The 21949-nt window shown below is 72.4% G+C and carries 16 protein-coding genes; 7 read left to right on the top strand and 9 right to left on the bottom strand.

The window, feature by feature from the left end:
- Positions 1-25 precede the first annotated feature (25 nt).
- From ACFO3J_RS01095 to ACFO3J_RS01085, 3 genes are read right to left on the bottom strand one after another with little or no spacing between them, the layout of a single operon-like run.
- Entirely contained in the window at positions 26-6985 is a 6960-nt protein-coding gene (locus tag ACFO3J_RS01095) for an SDR family NAD(P)-dependent oxidoreductase (RefSeq protein WP_386424923.1), read from the bottom strand.
- Positions 6986-7021: 36 nt separating this feature from the next.
- The gene (locus ACFO3J_RS01090) at positions 7022-7945 is read right to left on the bottom strand and encodes a thioesterase domain-containing protein (protein WP_386424920.1); all 924 of its coding nucleotides are present in this window, start codon (positions 7943-7945) and stop codon (positions 7022-7024) included.
- Entirely contained in the window at positions 7929-8195 is a 267-nt protein-coding gene (locus ACFO3J_RS01085; protein ID WP_386424918.1) for an acyl carrier protein, read from the bottom strand. Before ACFO3J_RS01085 ends, ACFO3J_RS01090 begins: the two co-directional genes overlap by 17 nt.
- Positions 8196-9242: 1047 nt before the next feature.
- Here ACFO3J_RS01085 and ACFO3J_RS01080 point away from each other — a divergent pair.
- The 3 genes from ACFO3J_RS01080 (at position 9243) to ACFO3J_RS01070 (ending at position 13462) form a co-directional block, all read left to right on the top strand.
- Positions 9243-11549 carry an ATP-binding protein gene (locus ACFO3J_RS01080; RefSeq protein WP_386424915.1) on the top strand — a complete coding sequence of 769 codons (2307 nt, stop codon included), beginning with the start codon at positions 9243-9245 and terminating at the stop codon, positions 11547-11549.
- Positions 11550-11679: 130 nt separating this feature from the next.
- The gene (locus ACFO3J_RS01075) at positions 11680-12483 is read left to right on the top strand and encodes a methyltransferase domain-containing protein (RefSeq protein ID WP_386424912.1); all 804 of its coding nucleotides are present in this window, start codon (positions 11680-11682) and stop codon (positions 12481-12483) included.
- A gap of 136 nt (positions 12484-12619) precedes the next feature.
- Positions 12620-13462: a TIGR03621 family F420-dependent LLM class oxidoreductase gene (locus ACFO3J_RS01070; RefSeq protein ID WP_386424909.1), complete on the top strand. Its 843-nt coding sequence runs from the start codon at positions 12620-12622 to the stop codon at positions 13460-13462.
- Between the two features lie 181 nt (positions 13463-13643).
- Here ACFO3J_RS01070 and ACFO3J_RS01065 read toward each other — a convergent pair whose 3' ends face one another.
- Positions 13644-13940 (bottom strand): DUF3817 domain-containing protein, encoded by a 297-nt coding sequence (locus ACFO3J_RS01065; protein WP_386424907.1) that lies wholly within the window; start codon positions 13938-13940, stop codon positions 13644-13646.
- 4 nt (positions 13941-13944) lie between these two features.
- Positions 13945-14430 (bottom strand): hypothetical protein, encoded by a 486-nt coding sequence (locus ACFO3J_RS01060; RefSeq protein ID WP_386424905.1) that lies wholly within the window; start codon positions 14428-14430, stop codon positions 13945-13947.
- A 270-nt stretch (positions 14431-14700) separates the two neighbouring features.
- Between ACFO3J_RS01060 and ACFO3J_RS01055 the strand changes: the two genes are divergently transcribed.
- From ACFO3J_RS01055 to ACFO3J_RS01045, 3 genes are all read left to right on the top strand, one after another.
- On the top strand, positions 14701-15708 hold the full coding sequence (locus ACFO3J_RS01055; RefSeq protein WP_386424902.1) for a GlxA family transcriptional regulator: 1008 nt from the start codon (positions 14701-14703) through the stop codon (positions 15706-15708).
- 235 nt (positions 15709-15943) lie between these two features.
- A complete protein-coding gene (locus ACFO3J_RS01050; RefSeq protein WP_386424899.1) occupies positions 15944-16291 on the top strand; it encodes a hypothetical protein in 348 nt (115 codons plus the stop codon).
- Between the two features lie 190 nt (positions 16292-16481).
- Entirely contained in the window at positions 16482-16943 is a 462-nt protein-coding gene (locus ACFO3J_RS01045; RefSeq protein ID WP_386424896.1) for a hypothetical protein, read from the top strand.
- 93 nt (positions 16944-17036) lie between these two features.
- On the opposite strand, the gene ACFO3J_RS01040 is transcribed toward ACFO3J_RS01045, so the two are convergent.
- The 3 genes from ACFO3J_RS01040 to ACFO3J_RS01030 all read right to left on the bottom strand — a co-directional run bounded on the left by ACFO3J_RS01040 (position 17037) and on the right by ACFO3J_RS01030 (position 19620).
- Complete coding sequence (locus ACFO3J_RS01040) at positions 17037-18182, bottom strand: RNA polymerase sigma factor (protein ID WP_386425082.1); 1146 nt, start codon at positions 18180-18182, stop codon at positions 17037-17039.
- 8 nt (positions 18183-18190) lie between these two features.
- On the bottom strand, positions 18191-18598 hold the full coding sequence (locus ACFO3J_RS01035; protein WP_386424894.1) for a YciI family protein: 408 nt from the start codon (positions 18596-18598) through the stop codon (positions 18191-18193).
- A 140-nt stretch (positions 18599-18738) separates the two neighbouring features.
- On the bottom strand, positions 18739-19620 hold the full coding sequence (locus ACFO3J_RS01030; protein ID WP_386424891.1) for an aldo/keto reductase: 882 nt from the start codon (positions 19618-19620) through the stop codon (positions 18739-18741).
- A 180-nt stretch (positions 19621-19800) separates the two neighbouring features.
- On the opposite strand from ACFO3J_RS01030, the gene ACFO3J_RS01025 reads away from it, so the two are divergent.
- Positions 19801-20679: a helix-turn-helix domain-containing protein gene (locus ACFO3J_RS01025; RefSeq protein WP_386424889.1), complete on the top strand. Its 879-nt coding sequence runs from the start codon at positions 19801-19803 to the stop codon at positions 20677-20679.
- 383 nt (positions 20680-21062) lie between these two features.
- On the opposite strand, the gene ACFO3J_RS01020 is transcribed toward ACFO3J_RS01025, so the two are convergent.
- Complete coding sequence (locus tag ACFO3J_RS01020; protein WP_386424887.1) at positions 21063-21872, bottom strand: hypothetical protein; 810 nt, start codon at positions 21870-21872, stop codon at positions 21063-21065.
- Positions 21873-21949: the final 77 nt, after the last annotated feature.

Raw genomic sequence — 21949 nt, 5'->3', positions numbered from 1 at the left:
GCCCGGCCCCGGCCGGGCGGGTTCGTCAGCTGTTCACGAACTTGGCGGCCAACTGCGGTGCGGCGGCGAGCGATACACCGCTGAAGCGGGCCAGGACCCGCCCGTCGGGGGCGCACGCGGTCACCGTGAGCTTGGTGATCGCGGACCCCGTGTCGGCCGCGGGGTCCGCGGGCTCGACCACCACCAGGAAGGGGCCGCCGTCGGGCAGCGCCTCGTACAACCGGGCGTCGGCCACCCCCAGCGGAAGGCTGGCGGTGTTCCGGTGCAGCCGGTTCCAGACCAGCGCGGCCTGCAGCAGCAGGTCGGCGGTGCCGGGGCCGTACAGCGCCCCGCTGAACGCCCCGCCGGACGCCGGGGGTTCGGCGAGCTCGCAGCCCAGCACCAGCCGGACGCCGTCCTCGGCCGCCACCGTGCGGATGCCGCGCAGCGCGGGTCCGTGGAACAGCGTGCCGTCCTGGTAAAGCCCGGCCGCGTCGCGGCCGGCGCCCGGGGCGGGCAGGCCCGTCACCCGGGGCTGGTCGGGTCCGGCCCCGGTCAGCTCCAGCGTGGCCGAGTAGCGCGGGCGCGCGGCGCCCTCGGCGCCGACGGACTCGATGAGCACCTCGGCGCCCTCGCCGCCGGCGGTGGACCGGGCCCGCAGCCGCAGCCGGTCGTGCTCGTCCGCGCCGAGCACCACGCCCTTGAGCACTGCGAAGTCCCGCACCCGGCCGGCCGTCGCGCCGGTGATCCGCTCCACCGCGCCGATGGCCCAGCCCAGTGCCAGGGCGGCGGGCAGCACCGGCGTGTCGCCGATGACGTGATCGGTGACCAGCGGCGTGTCAGCCACCGCCGACAGCTCCCGCTCCACCTCGACCGGTGCGGCCGGTACGACCGCGGACCGCGACGACAGCGGGGTGGTCGGTCCGAGCACGGTCACCACGTCGCCGCCGCGGTCGGCGGCGAACTGCTCGGTGAACAGCCGCGGCCCGGTCCGGGCGCCGATCAGCGCGATGCCCCGCTCGGCGAAGACCTCCTTGATCTGCGGTGACACCATGCCGCTGTCCCAGGCGCCCCAGTTCACCGAGGTGACCCGGCTGTCGGGGTGCCGCAGCTTGAAGGACGAGGCCCAGGTGTTCAGCACCTCGTTGGCCATGGCGTAGTCGGACTGCCCGCGGTTGCCGAAGAAACCCGCCACCGACGAGAAGAGGACGATGTGCCGCAGCCGCTCCTCGGGCAGCGCCTGGACCACCGCCCGCAGCCCGTCCAGCTTGGGCGCGAACACCCGCTCGATCTCGGCGGCCTTCTTCTGCTCGATGAGCTGGTCGGCCAGCACTCCGGCTCCGTGCACCAGGCCGGTGACCCGGGCGGCGTAGGGGGCCAGTGCCGCCTTGACGGCGGCGGCGTCGGTGATGTCCACCGCCAGGTACTCGGCGGTGCCGCCGGCCGTGTGCACCTCGTCGAGGGTGTGCCGGATCTCGCGCACCGCCACCACCGCCTGGTACAGCTGCTCCACCCGCTTGGGCACCGGCTTCTCGCCCTGCTCGCGGAGGTGGGCGACGGCTGCGGCCTTCAGGTCGGCCGGGCCGTACAGTCCGGCCGCCCAGCTGGGTTCGTCCGACAGCGGGGTGCGGCCGAGCAGCAGCAGCCCGGTGCGGTAGCGGCCGGCCAGCTCCACCACGCAGCTCGCGGTGATGCCCCGGCCGCCGCCGGTGACCACCAGCAGATCGTCGGCGGTCGGCTCGGGCGGCAGCGTGCCGCCGTGTCCGGCGCGCTCGGCGAACGGCGTGTCGGCCAGCGACAGGGCGACCCGCCGGACACCGTCCCGGGCGACCTGCACCGGGCCGGCCGCCGCGTCGTGCAGCTCGGCGGTGACCAGTGCGGCGGCGCTGGCCGGGTCGAGGCCCGGCGCGAGGTCGACGCCCCGGCAGAACACCTCCGGCGCCTCGATGGCGAGCGTCTTGACCAGGCCGCCGTAACCACCGGCCGGGGCCAGCGACTCGGCGACACCGCGCAGACCGAAGGCGCCGTCCAGCGCGGTGACGGTGACGAAGGCGGTCCGGCCGGTCGCGGCGGCCGCGCGCAGCGGCGCCACCACGTGCTTGGCGATCAGCAGACCGTGCGCCAGACGTCGTACGCCGTCGCGCCAGTCCAGATCCTGCCGGGTGGCCGGCAGCAGCACGAGTCGCGGCTGACGATCGGTCACCTCGGCAATCCGGGCGGCCAGTTCGGCGGTGCCCCAGCCGGACAGCGGGTGGTCGGTGACGCCGGTCAGCCGCTCGGCCACCTCGGGCAGCCGCAGGACGGCGAGCTGCCACCCCTCGGCGGCCAGCCGCTCGGCGAGCGGCGGTACGAGCTCCCCGCCGTCGTCCACCAGCAGCGCGGTGGAGCCCTCGGGGAAGGCGCGGACGAGCCGGTCAGGCTCGGGCAGCGGCGTCAGTACCGCCTGGCCGCGACCGATCCCTGCCGCGTCCTCGTCGGCCGGTTCGGATAACGCGGCCGGCTCGGCGGGCGCGACCGTCGCCGACACGGCCGGCGCGGCGGCCGGAGCCGCTCCACTGAGACCGGTGATGAAGGTGGTGATGTCGTTGAGGGTGCGGAGTTCGGCGAGTTGTTCGGGTCCGGCGTGGGTGGTGGTGGGGAAGTGTTCTTGGAGGGTGCCCATGATTTCGACGCGTTTGATGGAGTCGATGCCGAGGTCGGCTTCGATGTCCATGGCGGGGTCGAGCATGTCGGTGGGGTAGCCGGTCTTTTCGGAGACGACTTGGAGGAGTGCGGTCTGCACGGCTGCGGCGTCGACCGTGGCGGGGGCTGGTGTGGTGGCGGGAGTTGCTCCGCTGAGGCGGGTGATGAAGGTGGTGATGTCGTTGAGGGTGCGGAGTTCGGCGAGTTGTTCGGGGCCGGCGTGGGTGGTGGTGGGGAAGTGTTCTTGGAGGGTGCCCATGATTTCGACGCGTTTGATGGAGTCGATGCCGAGGTCGGCTTCGATGTCCATGGCGGGGTCGAGCATGTCGGTGGGGTAGCCGGTCTTTTCGGAGACGACTTGGAGGAGTGCGGTCTGTACGGCTGCGGCGTCGACCGTGGCGGGGGCGGGTGTGGCGGTGCTGGTGGTTGTGGGGGTGGTGGTGATGTGGCGGGTGATGAAGGTGGTGATGTCGTTGAGGGTGCGGAGTTCGGCGAGTTGTTCGGGGCCGGCGTGGGTGGTGGTGGGGAAGTGTTCTTGGAGGGTGCCCATGATTTCGACGCGTTTGATGGAGTCGATGCCGAGGTCGGCTTCGATGTCCATGGCGGGGTCGAGCATGTCGGTGGGGTAGCCGGTCTTCTCGGACACGACCTGGAGCAGCGCCGTCTGCACCGCTGAGGCGTCCACCGCGGCCGGCGCCGGCGCGGGTGCGGGGGTGAGAGCGGCTGGAGCCTCCGGAGCAGGAGCCTTCAGCGCCGGGGCCTTGGGTGCCGGCGCCTTCGGCGCTGGGGCGGGCGGCGCGACCAGGGCCGCCGGAGCGGCCGGCAGTGCCGGGGCCGGTGTGTACCGCGGGGCCACGGCGGGCTGGGGCGGCAGGAAGGCGGCGGGTGCGAGCGGCGCGGCCGGCGGTGCGGCCGGTGCCGGTGCCGGCGCGGGCGCCGACCCGTACTCGAAACCGGCCAGCTCCCGCAGGATCTCGTTGGCCCGCAGATGCGTCCGGCCGATCGCCAGCCCGTGCTCCTTGACCGCGGAGACGCCGGGCATGACCTCGTGGACCTGGCCCTGGCCGACCGCCTGGGTCAGCAGTTCGGTCAGCTGGCGCACGCTGTCCAACTGCCTGTTGAGGTACTGGTCGTGCAGGGACAGATGGTCGGCGACCAGACTGTCCAGCCGCGTGGGCGAGGTGGGGCCGGCCGGCCCCGCGGAGGGTGTCTCCTCGGTCACGGTGAGCCTGTCTGAGAGTTCGGCGGACGGCGAGTGCGCCGCCGGGGCGGGTGTCCGCGGCGCCAGGGCGCCGACCGGGTCGGCCGGGCCGCCCCACGCGGCGGCGGGCACCGGAACCTGGACCGGCGCCGACACCGGCACCGGCGCTGGCGACGGCGCGGGCAGCGCCGCCGGCGGGCGGGGCGGCGGAGTGTCCGACCCGGCCCGCGCGCCGACTCCGGCCGGCACGGGCGCCGCGACCGCGGCGGGAGCGGGCGCGGGCAGCACCACGCGGTAGCCGTTGTCCAGCGCTTCCCGGTACTTGGCCTTGCGGGCGTCCGAGACGTAGTTGATGCCGTTGAGAGGAATGACCATCCCCTTGACCGGCGCTTCGGCCGGCGCCGCGGCGGTGTAGCGGTCGGCGGTCGCCAACGGCAGGCCCAGCACGGCGAGTTGCGCCACCGCACGCTTGAGCGCGAGGTCCGCGTCCTGGTTCGGGCCGGCGTCCAGCGACACGACGGTGTGCTCGCGGTCACCGAGGATGTCGCGCACCAGCCGGGCCAGCACGCCCCGGGGTCCGAACTCCACGAAGGTGCGGAAGCCCGCCGCGTACATCTCCTCCACCCGGTCGGCGAACGCGACCGGGTTGATCAGCTGCTCGGCCAGCACCCGGCGGTTCGCCTCGACGCTGTCGCCGTACGAGGCGCCGGGGGTGTTGGCGAACACCGTGCCGTGCGGCGCCCGGATCTCGGCGTTGTCGACGCCGCCGCGGAACGCTTCCACCGCGTGCGCCACGAACGGCGTGTGGAACGCCGCCGACACCGGCAGCCGCTTCGCCCGTACGCCCGCGGCCCCGGCCGCCGCCAGCAGCCGGTCCACCGAGGCGGTGGAGCCGCCGACTACGGTCTGCGCGGGGGCGTTGCGGTTGCAGACCGCCAGGTCCTCGATGCCGGCCATCAGCGCCAGCGTGTCCTGCTCGGACGCGCTGACCGCGGCCATCGCGCCCGCGTCGAAGCCCTCGATGTCCGGCGGCGCCATCGCCGCGCCGCGGGCCCGGGCCAGCGACAGGAAGGTCGCGTCGTCCACCGCGTCGGCCGCCCACAGCGCGGTCAGCTCACCGAAGCTGTGCCCGAGGAACCCCTCGGCGGCGAAGCCGAGTTCGCGCAGATAGCGGTAGTGGCCCATGGACAGCGCGCCGATGGCCGGCTGGGCGTACTCGGTGCGGCGCAGCGACTCCTCCTGCGCCTGCCGCTGCGCTTCGCCGAACGCCGGCGGCGGGAAGGCCACCCTGGACAGCGTCTCGGTACCCTGGAAGTACTGGTTGGCCTGGTCGAAGGCGGTCCGCAGCGGCGGCAGCGCCATCACGGCGGTACGGCCGGCGTCCACGTACTGGCTGCCCTGGCCGGCGAAGAGCGCCCCGATCCTGCCCGGGTCGGCGGCGCGGGCGCGGAAGTGGATGCCCCGGGGGTGGGTCCAGTGCGCCGCGTCCGGGCGGGCGCGCAGGCCCTCCAGAGCGAGCGCGCGCAACTCGTCCAACTGCTCGGCGCCATTGGCGGCCAGCGCGATCCTGGCGTGCCCGGACGGCGCCGGACCCTCGGCGGCGGGGGCGCCGGCGGCCAGCGCGGCCGTCAGCGCGGCGGTGTCCGGCGCGTGCCACAGGTGCACCGCGGCGACCGGCGCCACGCTGCGCACCTCGCTGTCGTCGCCGTACTCCTGGAGCACGCAGTGGAAGTTGGTGCCGCCGAAGCCGAACGACGAGATGGCCGCGCGCCGCTCCGGTCGCTCGGGGTCGCGGATCCAGGGCCGGCTGACGGTGTTGACGTAGAACGGGCTGTTGCCGAAGTCGATGGCCGGGTTGGGAGCGTCGACGTTGATGGTCGGCGGCAGCACCCGCTGGTGCAGGGCCATCGACAGCTTGATCAGACCGGCGGCGCCGGCCGCCGCCTTGGTGTGCCCGATCTGCGACTTGACGCTGCCGACCGCGGCGTACTGGCGCTGCTTGGTGCTGTCACCGACCACCTCGGCCAGCGCCGACAGCTCGGTGGCGTCACCGACCGCCGTGCCGGTGCCGTGCGCCTCGAACAGCTCGACCGAGCTGGGGGAGCAGTCGGCGTCCTCGTAGGCCCGGCGCAGGGCGACGGTCTGGCCCTCCTTGCGCGGCGCGTAGATGGACTTGAAGCGGCCGTCGCTGGAGGAGCCGATGCCGCGCAGCACCGCGTAGATCCGGTTGCCGTCGCGCTCGGCGTCGGCCAGCCGGCGCAGCGCCAGCATGCCGATGCCCTCGCCGATCAGGGTGCCGTCCGCGTCCTGGTCGAACGGCCGGATCCGGCCGGCCTTGGAGAAGGCGGGCGTCTTGCTGAAGCACAGGTACATGAAGATGGTGTTCTCGGCGTCGCAGCCGCCGGTCAGCATCGTGTCGGCGCGCCCTTCGAGCAGCTCGCTGACTGCGGCCTTCAGCGCGCCGAGCGAGCTGGCGCACGCCGCGTCGATGGTCATGTTGGTGCCGCCCAGGTCCAGCCGGTTGGCGATCCGGCCGGCCACCACATTGCCCAGCATGCCGGGGAAGGAGTTCTCCTCCCAGGGCGCGAAGGCGAGTTTGAACTTCTCCGCGATCTCCTCGGCGTCCCGGTCGGACAGACCGCAGCTGCGCACCACTTCCTTGATCACCGGCGTCTGGAGCCGGGCGGACAGCGGCTGGGTGAGCTGGTTGGCGCCGGTGATGCCGAGGATGACGCCGGTCCGGGCCGGGTCGTACCAGGACTGTCCCGCGTCGGCGTCCTTCAGTACGTCGCGGGCGACCACCAGGCTGAGCAGCTGGAGGACGTCGGTGACCTCCAGGGTGTTCGGCGGCAGGCCGAACTCCAGCGGGTTGAACGGCACGGTGGGCATGAAGCCGCCGCGCTTGGCGTAGGTCTTGTCGGGCGCGCTGGGATCGGGGTCGTAGTGCTCGTCCACGTCCCAGTGGCCGGCCGGCACGTCTTCGATGCAGTCGGCCGCCGATACGACATTGCTCCAGAACTCACGCAGGTTGGCGGACTTGGGGTAGAGCGCGGAGAGACCGACGATGGCTATGGGATCGCGCGCGAGCCGACGGTCGAGGTCGGCTCCCTGGTTACGGTTCACTGAGAAGCTCTCCTGCTTTCAGAAGCGGGGACCGGATCACGGGCGGGCGGCTGACAGCTCCTCGCCGGTCGTGCGCGGCGCCGGGACGCCGTCGGGGGCGTCGGCGAGCAGCGCGTGCGCGATGACCGCCGCCGAGTCGGAGCGGCTGAGCATGGTGTAGTGGTCGCCGGGGCACGGCAGTACGGTCAGGCCGCGGGCCGCCAGCTCCGGCCAGCCCAGGTCCGGGTCGCCGTGGATCAGGCTGCGTTCGGCCTTCAGCAGCACCAGCGGCAGGGCGGCCGGCCGCGGCCGGTGCGCCGCCGTCAGGCGGTTGTTGCGCAGCAGCCCGTCGACGAAGGTGTCGTAGAGCTTGCGCAGTCCGGGCAGCGAGGTGTCGGCCGGCAGCGCCCCGGCGCCGACGGATGCCTCCAGTACGGCGGCCAGGCCGGACTCCGGGCTGTGGCCGGCGTAGCGGTCGGGGGCGCCGGGCAGCTGCCGGCCGCGCTTGGCGCCCAGATACATGGCGAACCAGTCCAGCAGCATCGGCTGGTCCAGGTCGTCCTCGGCCGGGGTGTAGGCCTCGGTGGGGGCGATGCTGTCCAGCAGGACCAGCCGGCCGGGCAGCCGTCCCGCGGCCGGCAGCGTCGTCATGGTGTGCGCCACCACGCCCCCGAACGACCAGCCCGCCAGGGCGAACGAGCCGCCGGCCACCTCGGCGAGCAGCAGCTCCAGCAGCCGGGCGGCCAGGTCGTCCACGGTGGTGGACGGCTGGTCGCCGGTCAGCGCCGGCTCCCAGTACTCGGGCAGCGCGCTGAGGTCCAGCACCGTCAGACCGGTGCCCTCGGGCAGCGCCGCCGCGAGCGTCCGGTGGACGGTGGCGGGCAGCGCGCCCGGGTGGACCACGAAGACGGTGTGCCCGGCCGGTCCGGCCTCACGGAACCGGTGGACGACCCGGGGTGTGATTCTAGGCCGCGTCGGCACGCTGGGAGCTCTCCTCCGCTATGAACAGGGCGAGGTCCTTGATCGTCGGGTGGTACCACAGCGCCGTGGTGCCCAGTTCGAACCCGAGCCAGTTCTCCAACTCGCCGGCCAGGATCAGGGCCTCGGTCGAGTCCAGGTCAAGTTCGTCGAAGAACCGCTCAGGGGAGACTTCACTCTGATCCACGCCGAGGCGGTGGGCGATCTTCTCGATCAGCCAGTCCTGTGCGTCCTTCGCGGCGACAACAGCCATCGTCCGGACCTCCGGGGGAATATCTGCTGGTGGTCGGCCGCAAGCCTGCGGCCCGTGTGTTATGCGCAGCCGATACTAGAGGAGAAAAAGCAGAAATCCAGTGGCTCATGGCAAGTTGCGCTCGTTATTAACCTGAAGTTGCCGTAATTAGAATTTAGCAGTTAGTGGTCACTTAGTTTGGGTGCATCATTGCTGGCGTGTTAATCGGCAGGTCAAAAGATATGCGGCGAAGGGGGCGCAGTTATCCGGACCGGGTGTGCGCCCCCATCGGCCCGCCGGCCGCACCGGCAAGACGCGGAACCCGGTGAGGGCGGCTGCGGCGTGCCGCGCCGGGTTCGCCGCGGCTCTCCGCCGTACCCCGCCGACTCACGACGGCGATGACCCGACGACCCCTCGGACCACGGTGGTTGCTGACTCACGCGTCAGGTTCTCGGCTTCGCGGGCATCCCTCACGTCGAAGCGGAGAAAGAGGTCCTGGTGAATCTCCGGAATGCCGGGCGCCAGGAGAGCAAAACCATTATGCTCGTCGGCTCGACGACCGGCCGGCGCCGGCGGCGGGTGCGCGGGTGGCCCGCCGCCGGCTCGGCGGGACCGGCGGGCCGACCGCGGGGACGCGGCGACGACGGGCTCGGGCGTACCGCCCGGTATCCAGTGGCAATTCCCCCCGAAGCCGAAGCCGAAGCCGAAGCCGTACGGCAGCCAATGGCTGCCCTGGCGCATCGGAAGCCCGTAATAGTCGGGCCACCCGTCATCGGTCGTCCGCTCGGTGCCGGAGTATGTCGGCTTTCTGGAAAACAAACAGGGCGCGTGTGAAGGGCGGACCGAAACCGAAGACCATCCACGGCCCCGGCGCAGCCGTCGCGAACGGCGGAGCCGCCCCCGCGAAGTCCCCGACACCGGAACGGGGCCGGACGCCGCTCCTGGTCCGCCCAACTGATCGGCGGAACAGGGGACTTGAGGCGACGCGCCCCCGGCGGGGAACTGCGACGACCGGCCGTCGTGCGTATCCTGCGGCGGGAAGCGACGCGCCGACTGACGAGGGAAGACATGACGGAAAGACGCCCCTTCGGCACCCTGCTGCGCGATCTGCGGCAGCGCGCCCGCTGGACGATGGAGGAACTGGCCGAGGCGTCCGGGGTCAGCGCGCGGGCCATCAGCGACATGGAACGCGGTCACAGCCGCACGCCCCAGCAGCGCACGCTGACCGCCCTGGCCAAGGCGCTGCGGCTCTCGCCCGCCGACCACGCCGCCCTGGTCGAGGCCGCCCGCTCCGGCCGCGAGTGGGTTCCCTCACAACTCCCGCCGGACCTTCGCGGGTTTTGCGGTCGCCAGGCCGAGCTCGACCGGGCCCTGTCGCTGCTGGACCGGGTCGGGGCCCGGCCGCAGCACGTCGTGATCGGCGCGGTGGGCGGCATGGCCGGCATCGGCAAGACCACGCTGGCCGTCCACTGGGCACACCGCCTCGCCGGAGACTTCCCCGACGGCCAGCTCTACGTCAACCTGCGCGGCTTCGACCCCGCCGCCACCGTCATGGACCCCGCCGACGCCCTCACCGGTTTCCTGACCGCCCTCGGTGTCACCCCGCACGAACTGCCCGCCACGGTGGAGGGGAAGTCGGAGCTGCTGCGCGCCAAGCTGGACGGGCGCCGGGTCCTGCTGGTCCTGGACAACGCCCGCGACAGCGACCAGGTCCGCCCGCTGCTGCCGCGGACCCCGACCTGCCTGACCATCGTCACCAGCCGGAACAAGCTCACCGGCCTGTCCGTCGTGGAGGAGGCCGTCCCGATTCTCCTGGACGTCTGGACCCGGGAGGAAGCCGTCCACGCGCTGGGCCTGCGCATCGGCCAGGAGCGCTGCGCCGCCGAGCCGGCCGCCGCGGCCCGGATCGTCGAGCTGTGCGGACGCCTGCCGCTGGCCGTCGCCCTGGTGGCCGCCCGGCTGGACAGCGCGCCGCGACTCACCCTTGAGGCGGTCGCCCGCGAACTGCGTGAACTGGAGGGCGGCCTGGAAGCGTTCACCGACGCGGACACCATGGACGTGCGGGCCGCCTTCTCCTGGTCCTACACCGCGCTGGCCGCCGATACGGCCCGGCTCTTCCGGCTGCTGTCGGTACACCCCGGACCGGAGACATCCCTGCACGCGGCGGCCTCGCTGGCCGGTGAAACCCCCGTGCACACCCGCCGCCGGCTGCGTGAACTCGTCCACGCCAACCTGCTGTCGGAGACCCCCGACGGCCACTACACCCTGCACGACCTGGTGCGCGCCTACGCCGGCGAACTCGCCCACGGCGAGGACTCCACCTTGGCCGGGAACCCCGACGACACCCGCCAGGAAGCGTTCCGCCGCCTCCTCGACCACTATCTGCACACCGCCAGGGACGTCAACGACACCCTGGGCCACAGCATGACGATCATCCTCGACCTCCCCGCGCCGACCGAGGGCACCGTCGTCACCGAGATCACGACCCGCGACCAGGCCGTCGACTGGCGTGCCATGGAGTTCCCCGCCCTGGCCGCCGTCCAGCAGGCCACCATGAACGCCGGACTCTACGAGCAGGCGTGGCAGCTCGGCTGGACGGTCAAGCACTACCTCCCCGTACGCGGCCACTGGCACAGCACCGTCGAGATCATGGAACGGGCGTCACAGGCGGCCCGCACCGCGCGGGCCGAGCCCAAGTACGCAGCCGAACTGCGCCGCCAACTGGCCGCCTTCTACGCCCATCTCGGCCAGCACGAGAAGGCCGAGCAGATCCTGCTGGCCCTGCTGGACGAGCACGCGGCGTCGCACACCGAAACGGCCAGAACCCACCACGCCCTCGGCTACATCAACAATCTGCGCGGTGACCACCGCGCCGCCCTGGGCTACGGCCGGCAGGCCGTGCTCGCCTCCCGCGCCGACGGGGACCCCGCGACCGAGGCCCGGGACCTGAACGTCATGGGGTGGTGCCACATCGCGCTCGGCGAATACGCCGAAGGCCGGGCCCGCTGCGAGGAGGCGCTGTCCCTGCTGGCACCCGACGATCTCCTCGGCAACGCCAACACCTGGGACACCCTCGGCTACGCCCAGCACCACCTCGGCGAGTTCGATGAGGCCGTCCACTCCTACCGCCGCTCGCTGGATTTCTTCGGCAGGACCGGCTGGGGCCATGTGGAGGCCGAAGTCCACGACCACCTGGCCGAGACCCTTCACCGCCTCGGCCGCACCGCCGAAGCCCGCGCCGCCTGGACCACGGCCCTGGCCCTGCACCCCGACGAGAACAACCCGCAGGTCAAGGCGATCCACGCCCACCTCGCCGCCCTGGACCAGCTGTCCGCCTCGGCCGACCCGATGACGAACCAGCGCTCCGAGCCGTAAAGGACCCCGATCGACGGCGCGGGGTCCCGGTCACACCTCGAAGGCGTACGCCGCCCGTTCCCTGGCTGACCTCGGGGAAGAGGTCGCACTGCGTCGAGCCGGCCACCCGCCGGTCTGCCAGAATCGCCGCATGGCTGAGCACGACACCGAACACGGTTACCTGCTGGACAACCGGCAGTCCGAGGCGGGCATCCGCTTCGCCGCCCTCGCCGAACTCTTCGACCCGGTGACGTTCCGGCACGTCGACCGGCTGGGGATCGGTGCCGGCATGCGGTGCTGGGAGGTCGGTGCCGGGGGCGCGTCGGTGCCGCGCGGACTGGCCGAGCGGGTCGCCCCGACGGGTGCGGTGGTGGCCACCGACATCGACGTTTCCTGGACCCGCGACGTCGCCGGCGGTGTGATCGAGGTGCTGTCCCACGACGTCGCGGCCGACCCGCCGCCGCCCGGCGGCTTCGACCTCGTGCACGCCCGCCTGGTCCTCGTGCATGTCGCCGACCGCGCCGAGGCGCTGCGCCGGATGGTCCAGGCGCTGCGGCCCGGCGGCTGGCTGCTCCTGGAGGACGCCGATCCCGCGTTGCAGCCGCTGCTGTGCCCGGACGAGTCGGGTCCCGAACAGCGGCTCGCCAACCGTCTGCGGACCGGCTTCCGTACCTTGATGGCGGGGCGCGGCGCGGACCTCGCGTACGGCAGGACGCTGCCCAGGGTGCTGCGCGAAGCCGGTCTGGAGGATGTGGGGGCCGACGCGTACTTCCCGATCACCTCGCCGGCCTGTGCCGTGCTCGAGGACGCGACCGTGCGGCAGATCCGCCACCGCCTGGTGGGGGAGGGGCTGGCCACCGACGAGGAGGTCGACCGCCACTTGGCGAGCGTCGCCACCGGGCGGCTCGACCTGGCCACCGCCCCGCTGATCTCCGCGTGGGGACGCCGTCCGTAACCGGCCGGTCAGGGGTGACATATCCCACGGAGAGTGAACACAGCAGCGGTGAGGCACGTTGTATGTCCGGGGCCGTATCGGCCCCACCTGCTCGTCCGCTCATCCGCGCACCCGTTCATCAGCACGAAGGACTGTCATGACCCATCGCCCGTTCCGCTTCGGCGTCAGCCTGTTCACCGTCGGATCCCGCTCTGCCTGGCGCGCCCGCGCGCGCGAGGTGGAGGACCTGGGCTACGACGTACTGCAGGTGGCCGACCACCTGGGCGTGCCCGCGCCCTTCCCGGCGCTGGTGGCCGCCGCCGACGCGACGAGTATCCGGCTGGGCACATTCGTGCTCAATGCCGGCATTCTGAGTCCCGCCTACCTGGCGCGGGATGTCGCCGCCGTGCACCGCCTCACCGACGGGCGCCTCGAACTGGGGCTCGGTGCCGGTTACGTCCCCGCCGAGTTCGAGGCCGTGGGCCTGCCGTTCGGCACCGCGGGGGAGCGGCTGCGGAAGCTGGCGGCGACCCTGGCCGCGACGCGTGAACTGCTTGCCGCCGAGGCCGACAGTCCCCGGCCGCCGATCATGCTGGGCGGCGCCGGTGAACGCATGCTGGGGCTGGCCGGCCGCGAGGCCGACATCTTCAGCTTCTCCATCATGGCCGGGGTGACGCCGGGCGTCGCCCCGGAGGACGCGCTCGCCCGCCGCGTTCAGGTGCTTCGGGAGGCCGCCGGCGACCGCTTCGACGACATCGAGCTGAATCTGTTCGTCGCGGCGGTGGGGGAGAGCGTGGACAAGGTCGACCTCTCGATCATCCGCCAGGCCAGTGGCCTCGGCGACGACCAGCTCACCCAGCTGCCCGGCGTACTGGTCGGCTCGCCGTGGGAGATCGCGGACCGGCTGCTGCGCTACCGCGAGGAGTTCGGCGTCAGCTACGTCAGCGTCCTGGAGCCGCACATGGCCGCGTTCGCCGAGGTCATCAAGCACCTGCGCTGACACCCGGCGCCGGAAAGCGCGTGCCTGGCCGGTCCGGCCGGCCAGGCACACGGCCGTGCCGGGCTCGACCGCGGGCCGCTCCCGCTGGACCGCTGGCCGCCCCGCTGCTGAACGACCTGCCCGAAAGTGCGGGCGGGCGCTCCCTGCACGGGGAGGGGTGCCCGAAGCGGAGGCCGGGCGCTCAGACGGGCCCGGCGGCCGTGGCCGGCGGTGACGGGAGCTCCCCGGCGCGGTTCAGGCGGCGCAGCGCGAGCAGGCCGCCGATGCCCGGGACGACGGCCAGCGCGGTGGTCCGCGGGGCGGCGTGCGGGTCGCGGTGGGCGGCGAGGATGCCGAAGAGCCAGGCGCAGCCGTGGATCGGACCGGTCGCCCCGGCGACCGCCTGGTTGCCGGCGGTGGCCAGGTTGGCCAGCAGGATCGCGAGGGTGATGAGTTCGACGGCGGCCGAGACGCGCAGGAAACGGCGGGAGAGGTTCATCGGGTCACGCTCCGGTGGTGGAGCCGGGGCGGACGATCATCAGCACGGTGACCGTGGCCCACAGCAGGTTGAACACGCCGGTGAGCATCGCCAGGCGGGCGATGACGGCCCGGCCTGCGGCCGGTGCGGATCCGGTGCCCGGGTCCGGAACGGTGAGGCCGGCCAGGATCGCGTGCTGGGACGGCAGGACCAGCAGGCCCAGGACGAGCGCGGCCACCGCGGTGAGCAGGATCGAGACGATCAGCCAGACACTGCCCAGCACATGCATGACGCTGGCGGTGGCGAAGCCGAACACCGGCACCACGACGCCCAGTTCGGCGTACACCCGGCAGATCCGGTGCAGTACGCGGACGGTGGACAGGGCGGCGGGGGAGTCCCCGGCCCCGGCGGCCCGGCGGGCGGCGGCCGGGAACATGCTGGCCGCGACGGTCACCGGGCCGATGGCGATGATGGCGGCCAGCACATGGACCGCGAGCAGGAACTTGGTCATCGGACGACGCCCGCCCACCGATGGGCGTCCGCCGGGCCGGGCCCGGTCGGCGGCGCGAACTGAAAACGCATGAGGAGCTCTCTTCTCCGGTGCGGTCTCCTTGATCGGAAACCTCCGCGTTCACCGTAAGGACGGGCCCAGAGACGGCCAATGGGCCGGAACGACAGATAGCAACGGATTCTCGCCATGGGGCTGACCTGGGTAAACGTGATCCGTTGGGCAGAAGGAGCAGGGCTTGCCGCTGGCGCGAACAGCCCTATTGTTTGATCCATGCATACGGTTGCGGTCCTTGCCCTGGACCAGGTGGTGGCCTTCGACATGGCGGTCCCGATCGAGATCTTCGGCCGCGTACGCCTGCCCGACGGGCGCCGCCCGTACCGCATCAAGGTGTGCGCGCCGACGCCGGACGTGGCCGGCGAGGCCTTTGTCTTCCACGCGCCCTGGGGGCTGGACGCGCTCGCCGACGCCGACACGATCATCGTGCCCGGCAGCGCCGAACCCGCCGCGCCACCGCCCGCCCGGGTGCTGGAGGCGCTGCGGGAGGCAGCCGCCCGCGGCACCCGGATCGCCTCGGTCTGCTCGGGCGCCTTCGTCCTGGCGGCCACGGGACTGCTCGACGGCCTCGGCGCCACCACGCACTGGCTCGCCACCGACCTGCTCGCCGAGCTCCACCCCGAGGTGGATGTCCGCCCCAACGTCCTGTACGTCGACAACGGGCAGCTGCTGACCTCGGCGGGGGCCGCCGCCGGAGTGGATCTGTGCCTGCACATGGTCCGCCGGGATCTCGGGTCGGCGGTGGCCGCGGACATCGCCCGTCTGTCGGTGATGCCGCTGGAACGCGAGGGCGGCCAGGCGCAGTTCATCGTCCAGAAGCAGCCGCCGGTGCCCGCGGGCTCGGTGATCGAGCCGGTCCTGGTCTGGATCGAGGAGAACCTCGGACAGGAACTCACCCTGGAGGCGATGGCCGCCCGGTGCGCGATGAGTGAGCGGACCTTCAGCCGCCGCTTCCGCGAGCAGACCGGCACCACCCCTCTCCAGTGGGTGCTGCGCGCCCGCGTCCGCCGCGCCCAGTTCCTGCTGGAGACCACCGACCACTCGGTGGACCGCATCGCCGTCCAGTCCGGTTTCGGTTCCCCCACCGCCTTCCGCGAGCGCTTCCGGCGGGTCAGCGGCACCGCCCCCCACGCCTACCGCGCCTCTTTCCGCACCCCCGCACCCCGCACAGCGCCTGACGCCGAATCACTGAAGGCGCGAAGGCGTGAAGGCCTGAAGGCGTGAAGACCTGAAGTCCTGGAAACGGCAAGCCGGTTGCGGCACGGTGGCGATCGCAGGATCGTAGAGCCGGGCGGCATGTGAGGCGCCAAGACCGTCTCTTTATCGCACCGGACAAGGCGGAGATCGATTGGCCAGGCACGGGGGAAGCCGCTTACGTGGCCTCAAGAACGCGGTGGTCGGAGCGTCCGCGCGACGGGAGCGGATTCATGTCGGGGCATTTATGCTCCAGGTGACGGCGATGCTGGCCGTCGCTTACCCGATCGGGCGGATCGGTTGGGGGGACGCGAACCGGGTGGGATTGGTACTGGTCTTCCCCACGGTCGTCACCATGCGCTACGCGCTCCATTCGCTCCGCCACAAGTGGCCGGCCGTGACACTGGGTCTTTGTGCCGGAGCGGCAACGGGCATAGCAGTCTTCCGATTGACGGGCGGCGGCCCGACCGAATACTCCGCCGCGTATCTCATCGCCGCTTCGGCCGCGATCTGCGGGAATCTCGCTTTCGCGGGAGTGACGCGTCTGCCGCGCCGCCGGAAAATACGCCGATCGCTGCGCGCGGCACTGTCGGGGCTGCGCCGCGGCGGCTGACCAGCGCCCCGGCAACCGGCGGGGATTGCCGCGCATTTCCGCGACAAGCCTTCCGCCACTGCTCTACCCTCGGCAGGGGAGGGAGGGACGGCGCATCCTGACATCCGACAGCGCCGTGTCGGGGGATCGGCGGGGAGGCCGGGGGTGGTCGCCCTATGCCGCCGGGATTTCACGCTGTCCTACGATCGGTATGGGCTGGTTATGGAACACGCTGGCCAAGGGGATCCTCTGGCGAGGGGTGTACGACATCTTCGTCGCCGGGATCTGGCGGGATTTCTGGTGCGGATGGGTCTGGCGTGACGCGATAAAGGGTTTCCTCGTCCGCGATGTCTGCCGGGCCGGTTTCGGCCACTACGTGGGCAGGGAGTTCTTCGGCAGAGGAATCGGGCACTATCTCTGCCGTGAGTGGATCTGGCACGACGTCACTCGGCGGTTGCTCTTCCAGGACGTGTGCCGTACGGGCTTCGGTCATTACGTCGGCAGGGACTTCTTCGGCACCGCGATCGGCCACTACCTCTGCCGCGAGTGGATCTGGGGTGGGGCGATCAAGGTCGGCTTCTGGCGGGACGTCATCCAGGCGGGCATCCTCAAGGAGATCCTGGTCGCGGTCATCTCCACCCTCATCGTCTCGCTGGTGGTGAAGACCAAGTGACGTCGTGCCGGGGCCCGGCCGCCCCGGCGACCGCCGGTGCGCCGCGAGGTGCCCGCCGGCACGTGGCCGAGCGGCCTCGCCGGGAACGCCCGATCACGCTTCGCGAACCGCGTTGAGCCGGGCGGCCTGCCGGGTCAGGTGGTCGCGCTCCGGGAGGTTGGGGGCCTTTCGGGCCGCCTCGGCGTAGAGCCGTGCCGCCGTTTCCAGGTCGCCGGCGCGCTCGTGGAGGTGGGCCGCCACCGCGGTGTGGCGGGGCAGTGCGTCGTCCAGCGCGGCGAGTGCCGACAGGCCGGCCCGCGCTCCGTCGGCCTCGCCGACGGCGACCGCGCGGTTGAGCCGGACGACCTGGCTGTCGGTCAGGCGGGCGAGCTCGTCGTACCACTCGACGATCTGCACCCAGTCGGTCTCCTCCGTGGTGGGTGCGTCGGCGTGGAGCGCCGCGATGGCGGCCTGGGCCTGGTATTCGCCCAGGCGGTCGCGGGCGAGGGCCGCCTGGAGGATCTCGACGCCCTCCCCGATCGACTCGGTGTCCCAGCGGCCGCGGTCCTGCTCGGCCAGCGGCACCAGGCTGCCGTCGGGCGCCGTCCGGGCGGCACGCCGGGCGTGGTGGAGCAGCATGAGGGCGAGCAGCCCGGCCACCTCGGGACGGTCGATCACGGCCGCGAGTTGCCGGGTGAGCCGGATGGCCTCGGCGGCGAGGTCGACGTCGCCGGAATAGCCCTCGTTGAAGACCAGGTAGAGGACGCGCAGCACTGTGCCGACATCGCCGGGCCGGTCGAACCGCACACCGGAGACGGTGCGCTTGGCCCGGCTGATGCGCTGCGCCATGGTCGCCTCGGGCACCAGGTAGGCCTGGGCGATCTGGCGGGTGGTCAGCCCGCCGACGGCGCGCAGGGTGAGCGCGACCGCGGACGACGGCGTCAGCGAGGGGTGCGCGCACAGGAAGTAGAGCCGGAGCGTGTCGTCCACCGCGGACGCTGGACCGGGAGCGGGCTCCTCCTCGACGCGGTCCTCCCGCCTGCGCCGGGCGCTGTCCGCCCTGGCCGCGTCGAGGAACCGGCGCCAGGCCACGGTGACCAGCCATCCCTTCGGGTCGCGCGGCGGGTCGGCCGGCCAGCTGCGGACTGCCTCGACCAGCGCGTCCTGCACGGCGTCCTCGGCCGCCGCGAAGTCGGCGCCGCGGCGGACGAGGACGGCGAGCACACCCGGTGTGAGGCTCTTGAGCAGGGTCTCGTTCACCGCGGGGCTCACTCCGAGATGGTGGGTGGCGCGGTCAGGAAGGGGCGGACCTCGATCCACTCATGGATCGGGTCCCCGCCCGCCCCGGGCGCGGCCGACAGCTCCCCGGCCAGTTCGACGGCGCGCTCGTAGCTGTCGACGTCGATCGCGATCCAGCCCGCGATGAGATCCTTGGTCTCGGCGAACGGCCCGTCGGTGACCGGCGGCCGGCCCTCGCCGTCGTACCGGACGAACGTCCCTTCGGCGGCGAGCGCCTGACTGTCGACCAGCTCTCCGCCCGCTTCGAGCCGCGCCGCGAAGTCCTGCATGTAGCCGACGTGGTCCGTGATCTCCCGCGGTGTCCACTGGTGCATGGGCACGTTGTTGACCGGGTCCGGGGCGCCGCGGTAGTGCTTGAGCAGCAAGTACTTGGCCATGGTGTTTCTCCTCGGTGCTGGTGCGGCCCATTGTGGTCGCCTTCACAGCGGGGACGGAGCCGGCCGCGGCTTCTCGACATCTCCGCCCGGATCTTTTTCGGGCGCTCCCGGACGGGCCAGGTCCGAGGCGCGATGCGGGCTCAGCCGAAGTCGCCGAGCCGTACCGCGTCGGGGTCGGGTCCGCCGCGGAGCCCGGTGTCGATCGCGTCGACAGCCGCGACCTCGTCGGCCGTGAGGGCGAAGTCAAAGACGTCGAAGTTCTCCGCGATGCGCTGCGGGCGCACGGACTTCGGGATCGCGGACAGGCCGTGCTCCAGGTGCCAGCGCAGCACGACCTGGGCCGGCGTCCTGCCGTACCGGGCGGCTATCGCGGTGACGGTGGGGTGATCGAGCGGGTTCCTGGCCGCGTTGCGCCGGTCCTCCCAGTAGAGGTTCACCCCGCCCAGCGGGGACCACGCCTGGGTGACGACGCCGAGTTCGGCGTCGGCCTCGCGCAGTGCGCGCTGGGTGAAGTACGGATGGAGTTCGACCTGGTTGACCGCGGGGATCACCCCGCTGCGGTCGATGAGGCGGCGCAGGTGCTCGGGCTTGTGGTTGCACACGCCGATGGCGCGCACGCGGCCGTCGGCGAGCAGCTTCTCGGCGGCCCGGTAGGAGGCCGCCGTCTCGTCGAAGGAACTGGGCACCGGCCAGTGGAGCAGGTAGAGGTCCAGGTGGTCGAGGCCGAGGTTGGCCAGGCTGGTGTCGAAGGCGCGCAGGGTGCTGTCGTAGCCGTAGTCGGTCAGCCACAGCTTGGTGGTGACGAAGACCTCGTCGCGGTCGACGCCGGAGCGGGCGATGCCCTCGCCGACCTCCTTCTCGTTGAAGTACGCGGCGGCGGTGTCGATCAGGCGGTAGCCGCCGCGCAGCGCGGTGGCGACCGCGGCGGCGGTGTCCTGCGGGGTGCTCTGGTAGACGCCCAGGCCCAGGGCGGGCATCCGGACGCCGTTGTTCAGCGTGATCGTCGGGCTCTTGCCGGTCATGGCGGTCCTCACTCGGGAGACGTTCGGCCGGCCGGGGCGCGATGTCCTCGCGCCGGCCGGGCCCCGGGGGATCGGGGCACGCACCATGCAACGGCAGCCGGCCGCGCCGGGGGAGTCCTTGCTGTGAGGGGTACTGGCAGGGACCCCCACCCCGCGCGCCGGTCTGCCTACCCTGTCCTCATGGACAACCGGGACGCAGTCAGCGCATTCCTCCGCTCCCGACGCGACAGGATCACCGCCGGGCAGGCGGGCCTGCCGGCGTACGGCCAGCGGCGGGTGCCCGGACTGCGCAGGGGCGAGGTCGCGGCGCTCGCCGGGGTGAGCGTGGAGTACTACACACGTCTGGAGCGCGGCAATCTCCGAGGCGTCTCCGACAGCGTGCTGGACGCCCTCGCCCAGGCCCTGCGGCTCGACGACACCGAGCGCATGTACCTGTACGACCTCGCCCGCGCGGCGGGACCGGCGCCCGAGGCGCGGACCCGGCAGCGGACGGTCCGCCCGGCGGTGCGGCCGAGTGTGGCGCGGATCATCGAGGGGATACCGGAGCTGCCGGCCTGCGTGATGAACAACCGCCTCGACATACTGGCCGCCAACCCGCTGGGCCGGGCGCTGTACGCGCAGATGTACGCCGACCCGACCTGCGGGGCGAACGTCGCCCGGTTCGCGTTCTTCAACCCCGCGGCCAGGCTGTTCTACGTCGACTGGGAGCGGATGGCCGGCCTGGCCGTGGGCGCGCTGCGCATCGAGGCGGGCAGGCGTCCCTACGACCGGGAGCTGTCGAACCTGATCGGTGAACTCTCCACCCGCAGCGACGCCTTCCGCGTGATGTGGGGATCCCACGACGTGCATGTCTTCCGCGAGAGCACGAAACGCCTTCGCCATCCGGTCGTCGGCGACCTGGAACTCGACCAGGAGACGATGAGCCTGCCGGACGAGAGCGGCCTGAGCGTGGTCGTCTACAGCGCGCCCCCCGGAACCGCCGCCGCGGACGGCCTGAAGCTGCTCGCCAGCTGGTCCGCCACGGCGGGACAGGAGCGGGACACCGAATCCACCGGCTGACCGCCGGGCCCGGGTCTCGAAGGCGCCGGGTGGGTACGGAGGGCGGCCCCGGCGGTGCGTTCGACGGCGGTGGTGCGAGAGGTCGTCGGCGCCGACCGCCGCCGGGACGTCCGGGCGCGGGAAGGCGCAGAAGGCGCCCTCCAGCGTGGAGCAATCCGGTCCAGGGTTGACGACGGCCAGGGCCCGGGTGCGTGGGACTCGTCGGTCAGTGAACCGCGCGGCCCATGGCGGCCGGTGGCCACATGCCGGGCCGGGCGGACCGTGTCGACGCCAAGCCTCGGCGATCACGGTCGAGGTGAGGGGCACGGTCACCTCGTCCCCCTCACCGATGCCGACCGGGCGGTTCGGCCGCCTCCCGCGTGCGGGGCGCGGGGAAGGCCCGTTCAGCAGGCCATGTCGGCCCAGCTGTGCGACGGGAACGTACGGTTCCAGCCGTCGGCGGTGCGGGTGCTGGTGAGGATGTTCAGTTCACCCGTGTGCGGCGGATCGAGGATGGTGAAGCTGACCGTGACCGGGGCGCCGATCGGGCCGAAGGCGCCCGTGGTTCCCGGGATGTAGGTGGGCGCGGGGGAGTTGGGGTCGCTGTCCCGGATCCAGTAGCCCGTCCAGAAGGTGTTGCCGGCCACCGAGCTCCAGTCGTACGGCGCGCCGGCCGCCACGTTCACCGTCACCCGGTCGTACGGGACACCGGGGTGTATCAGCATGCCCTTGATGACCGTCGGCGCGGTGACACCGCAGGTCTGGGCGAAGGAGGTGGCCTGGAAGTTGGTGGAGACGCTCAGGTCCGGGGCGGGCGTCGGTGTCCCGGCGCAGCCGAGCAGCGGATTGTCGAAGTGGTCGGTGAAGCTGGTGCCGTCGGCGTAGATGACGTTCGAGGTGTAGACGAGATGGCCGCCGGTCACCGGGTAGGGAATGTCGAAGGTGAAGAAGACATTGTGCCGGGCGGGGTCGAAGTGGCCCACCACGTCGGTCGGGTCGACCGAGCCGGGAACGCTGTATTCGAGCCAGACCCAGTGGTCGGCCGGATCGTGCCCGGCCGCTTCCACGTTGACGGTGACGCGGTCGGTCGGCTCGAGGAGGGTGAAGCCGCCCGCGTGCACGACATCGGTCACACAGTGCTGGTCGGTGGAGGTGGCCAGCGGGCCGTCAAGACCGGCGTGCGCCGGGACCGCGCCGGCCAGGGCCAGACCCATGGCGCACAGCAGCGCCACGGCGCCGGCGGCCAGCCGGGTGCGGAGGGTCCGGCGCGTGGCGCCGGCGGCGCCGGGTA

The sequence above is a fragment of the Streptomyces polygonati genome (genome assembly GCF_042650325.1).
Lineage (GTDB): Bacteria > Actinomycetota > Actinomycetes > Streptomycetales > Streptomycetaceae > Actinacidiphila > Actinacidiphila polygonati.
The sequence above is the reverse complement of the archived record's forward strand: the minus strand, read 5'-3'. Positions and strand labels throughout refer to the sequence as shown.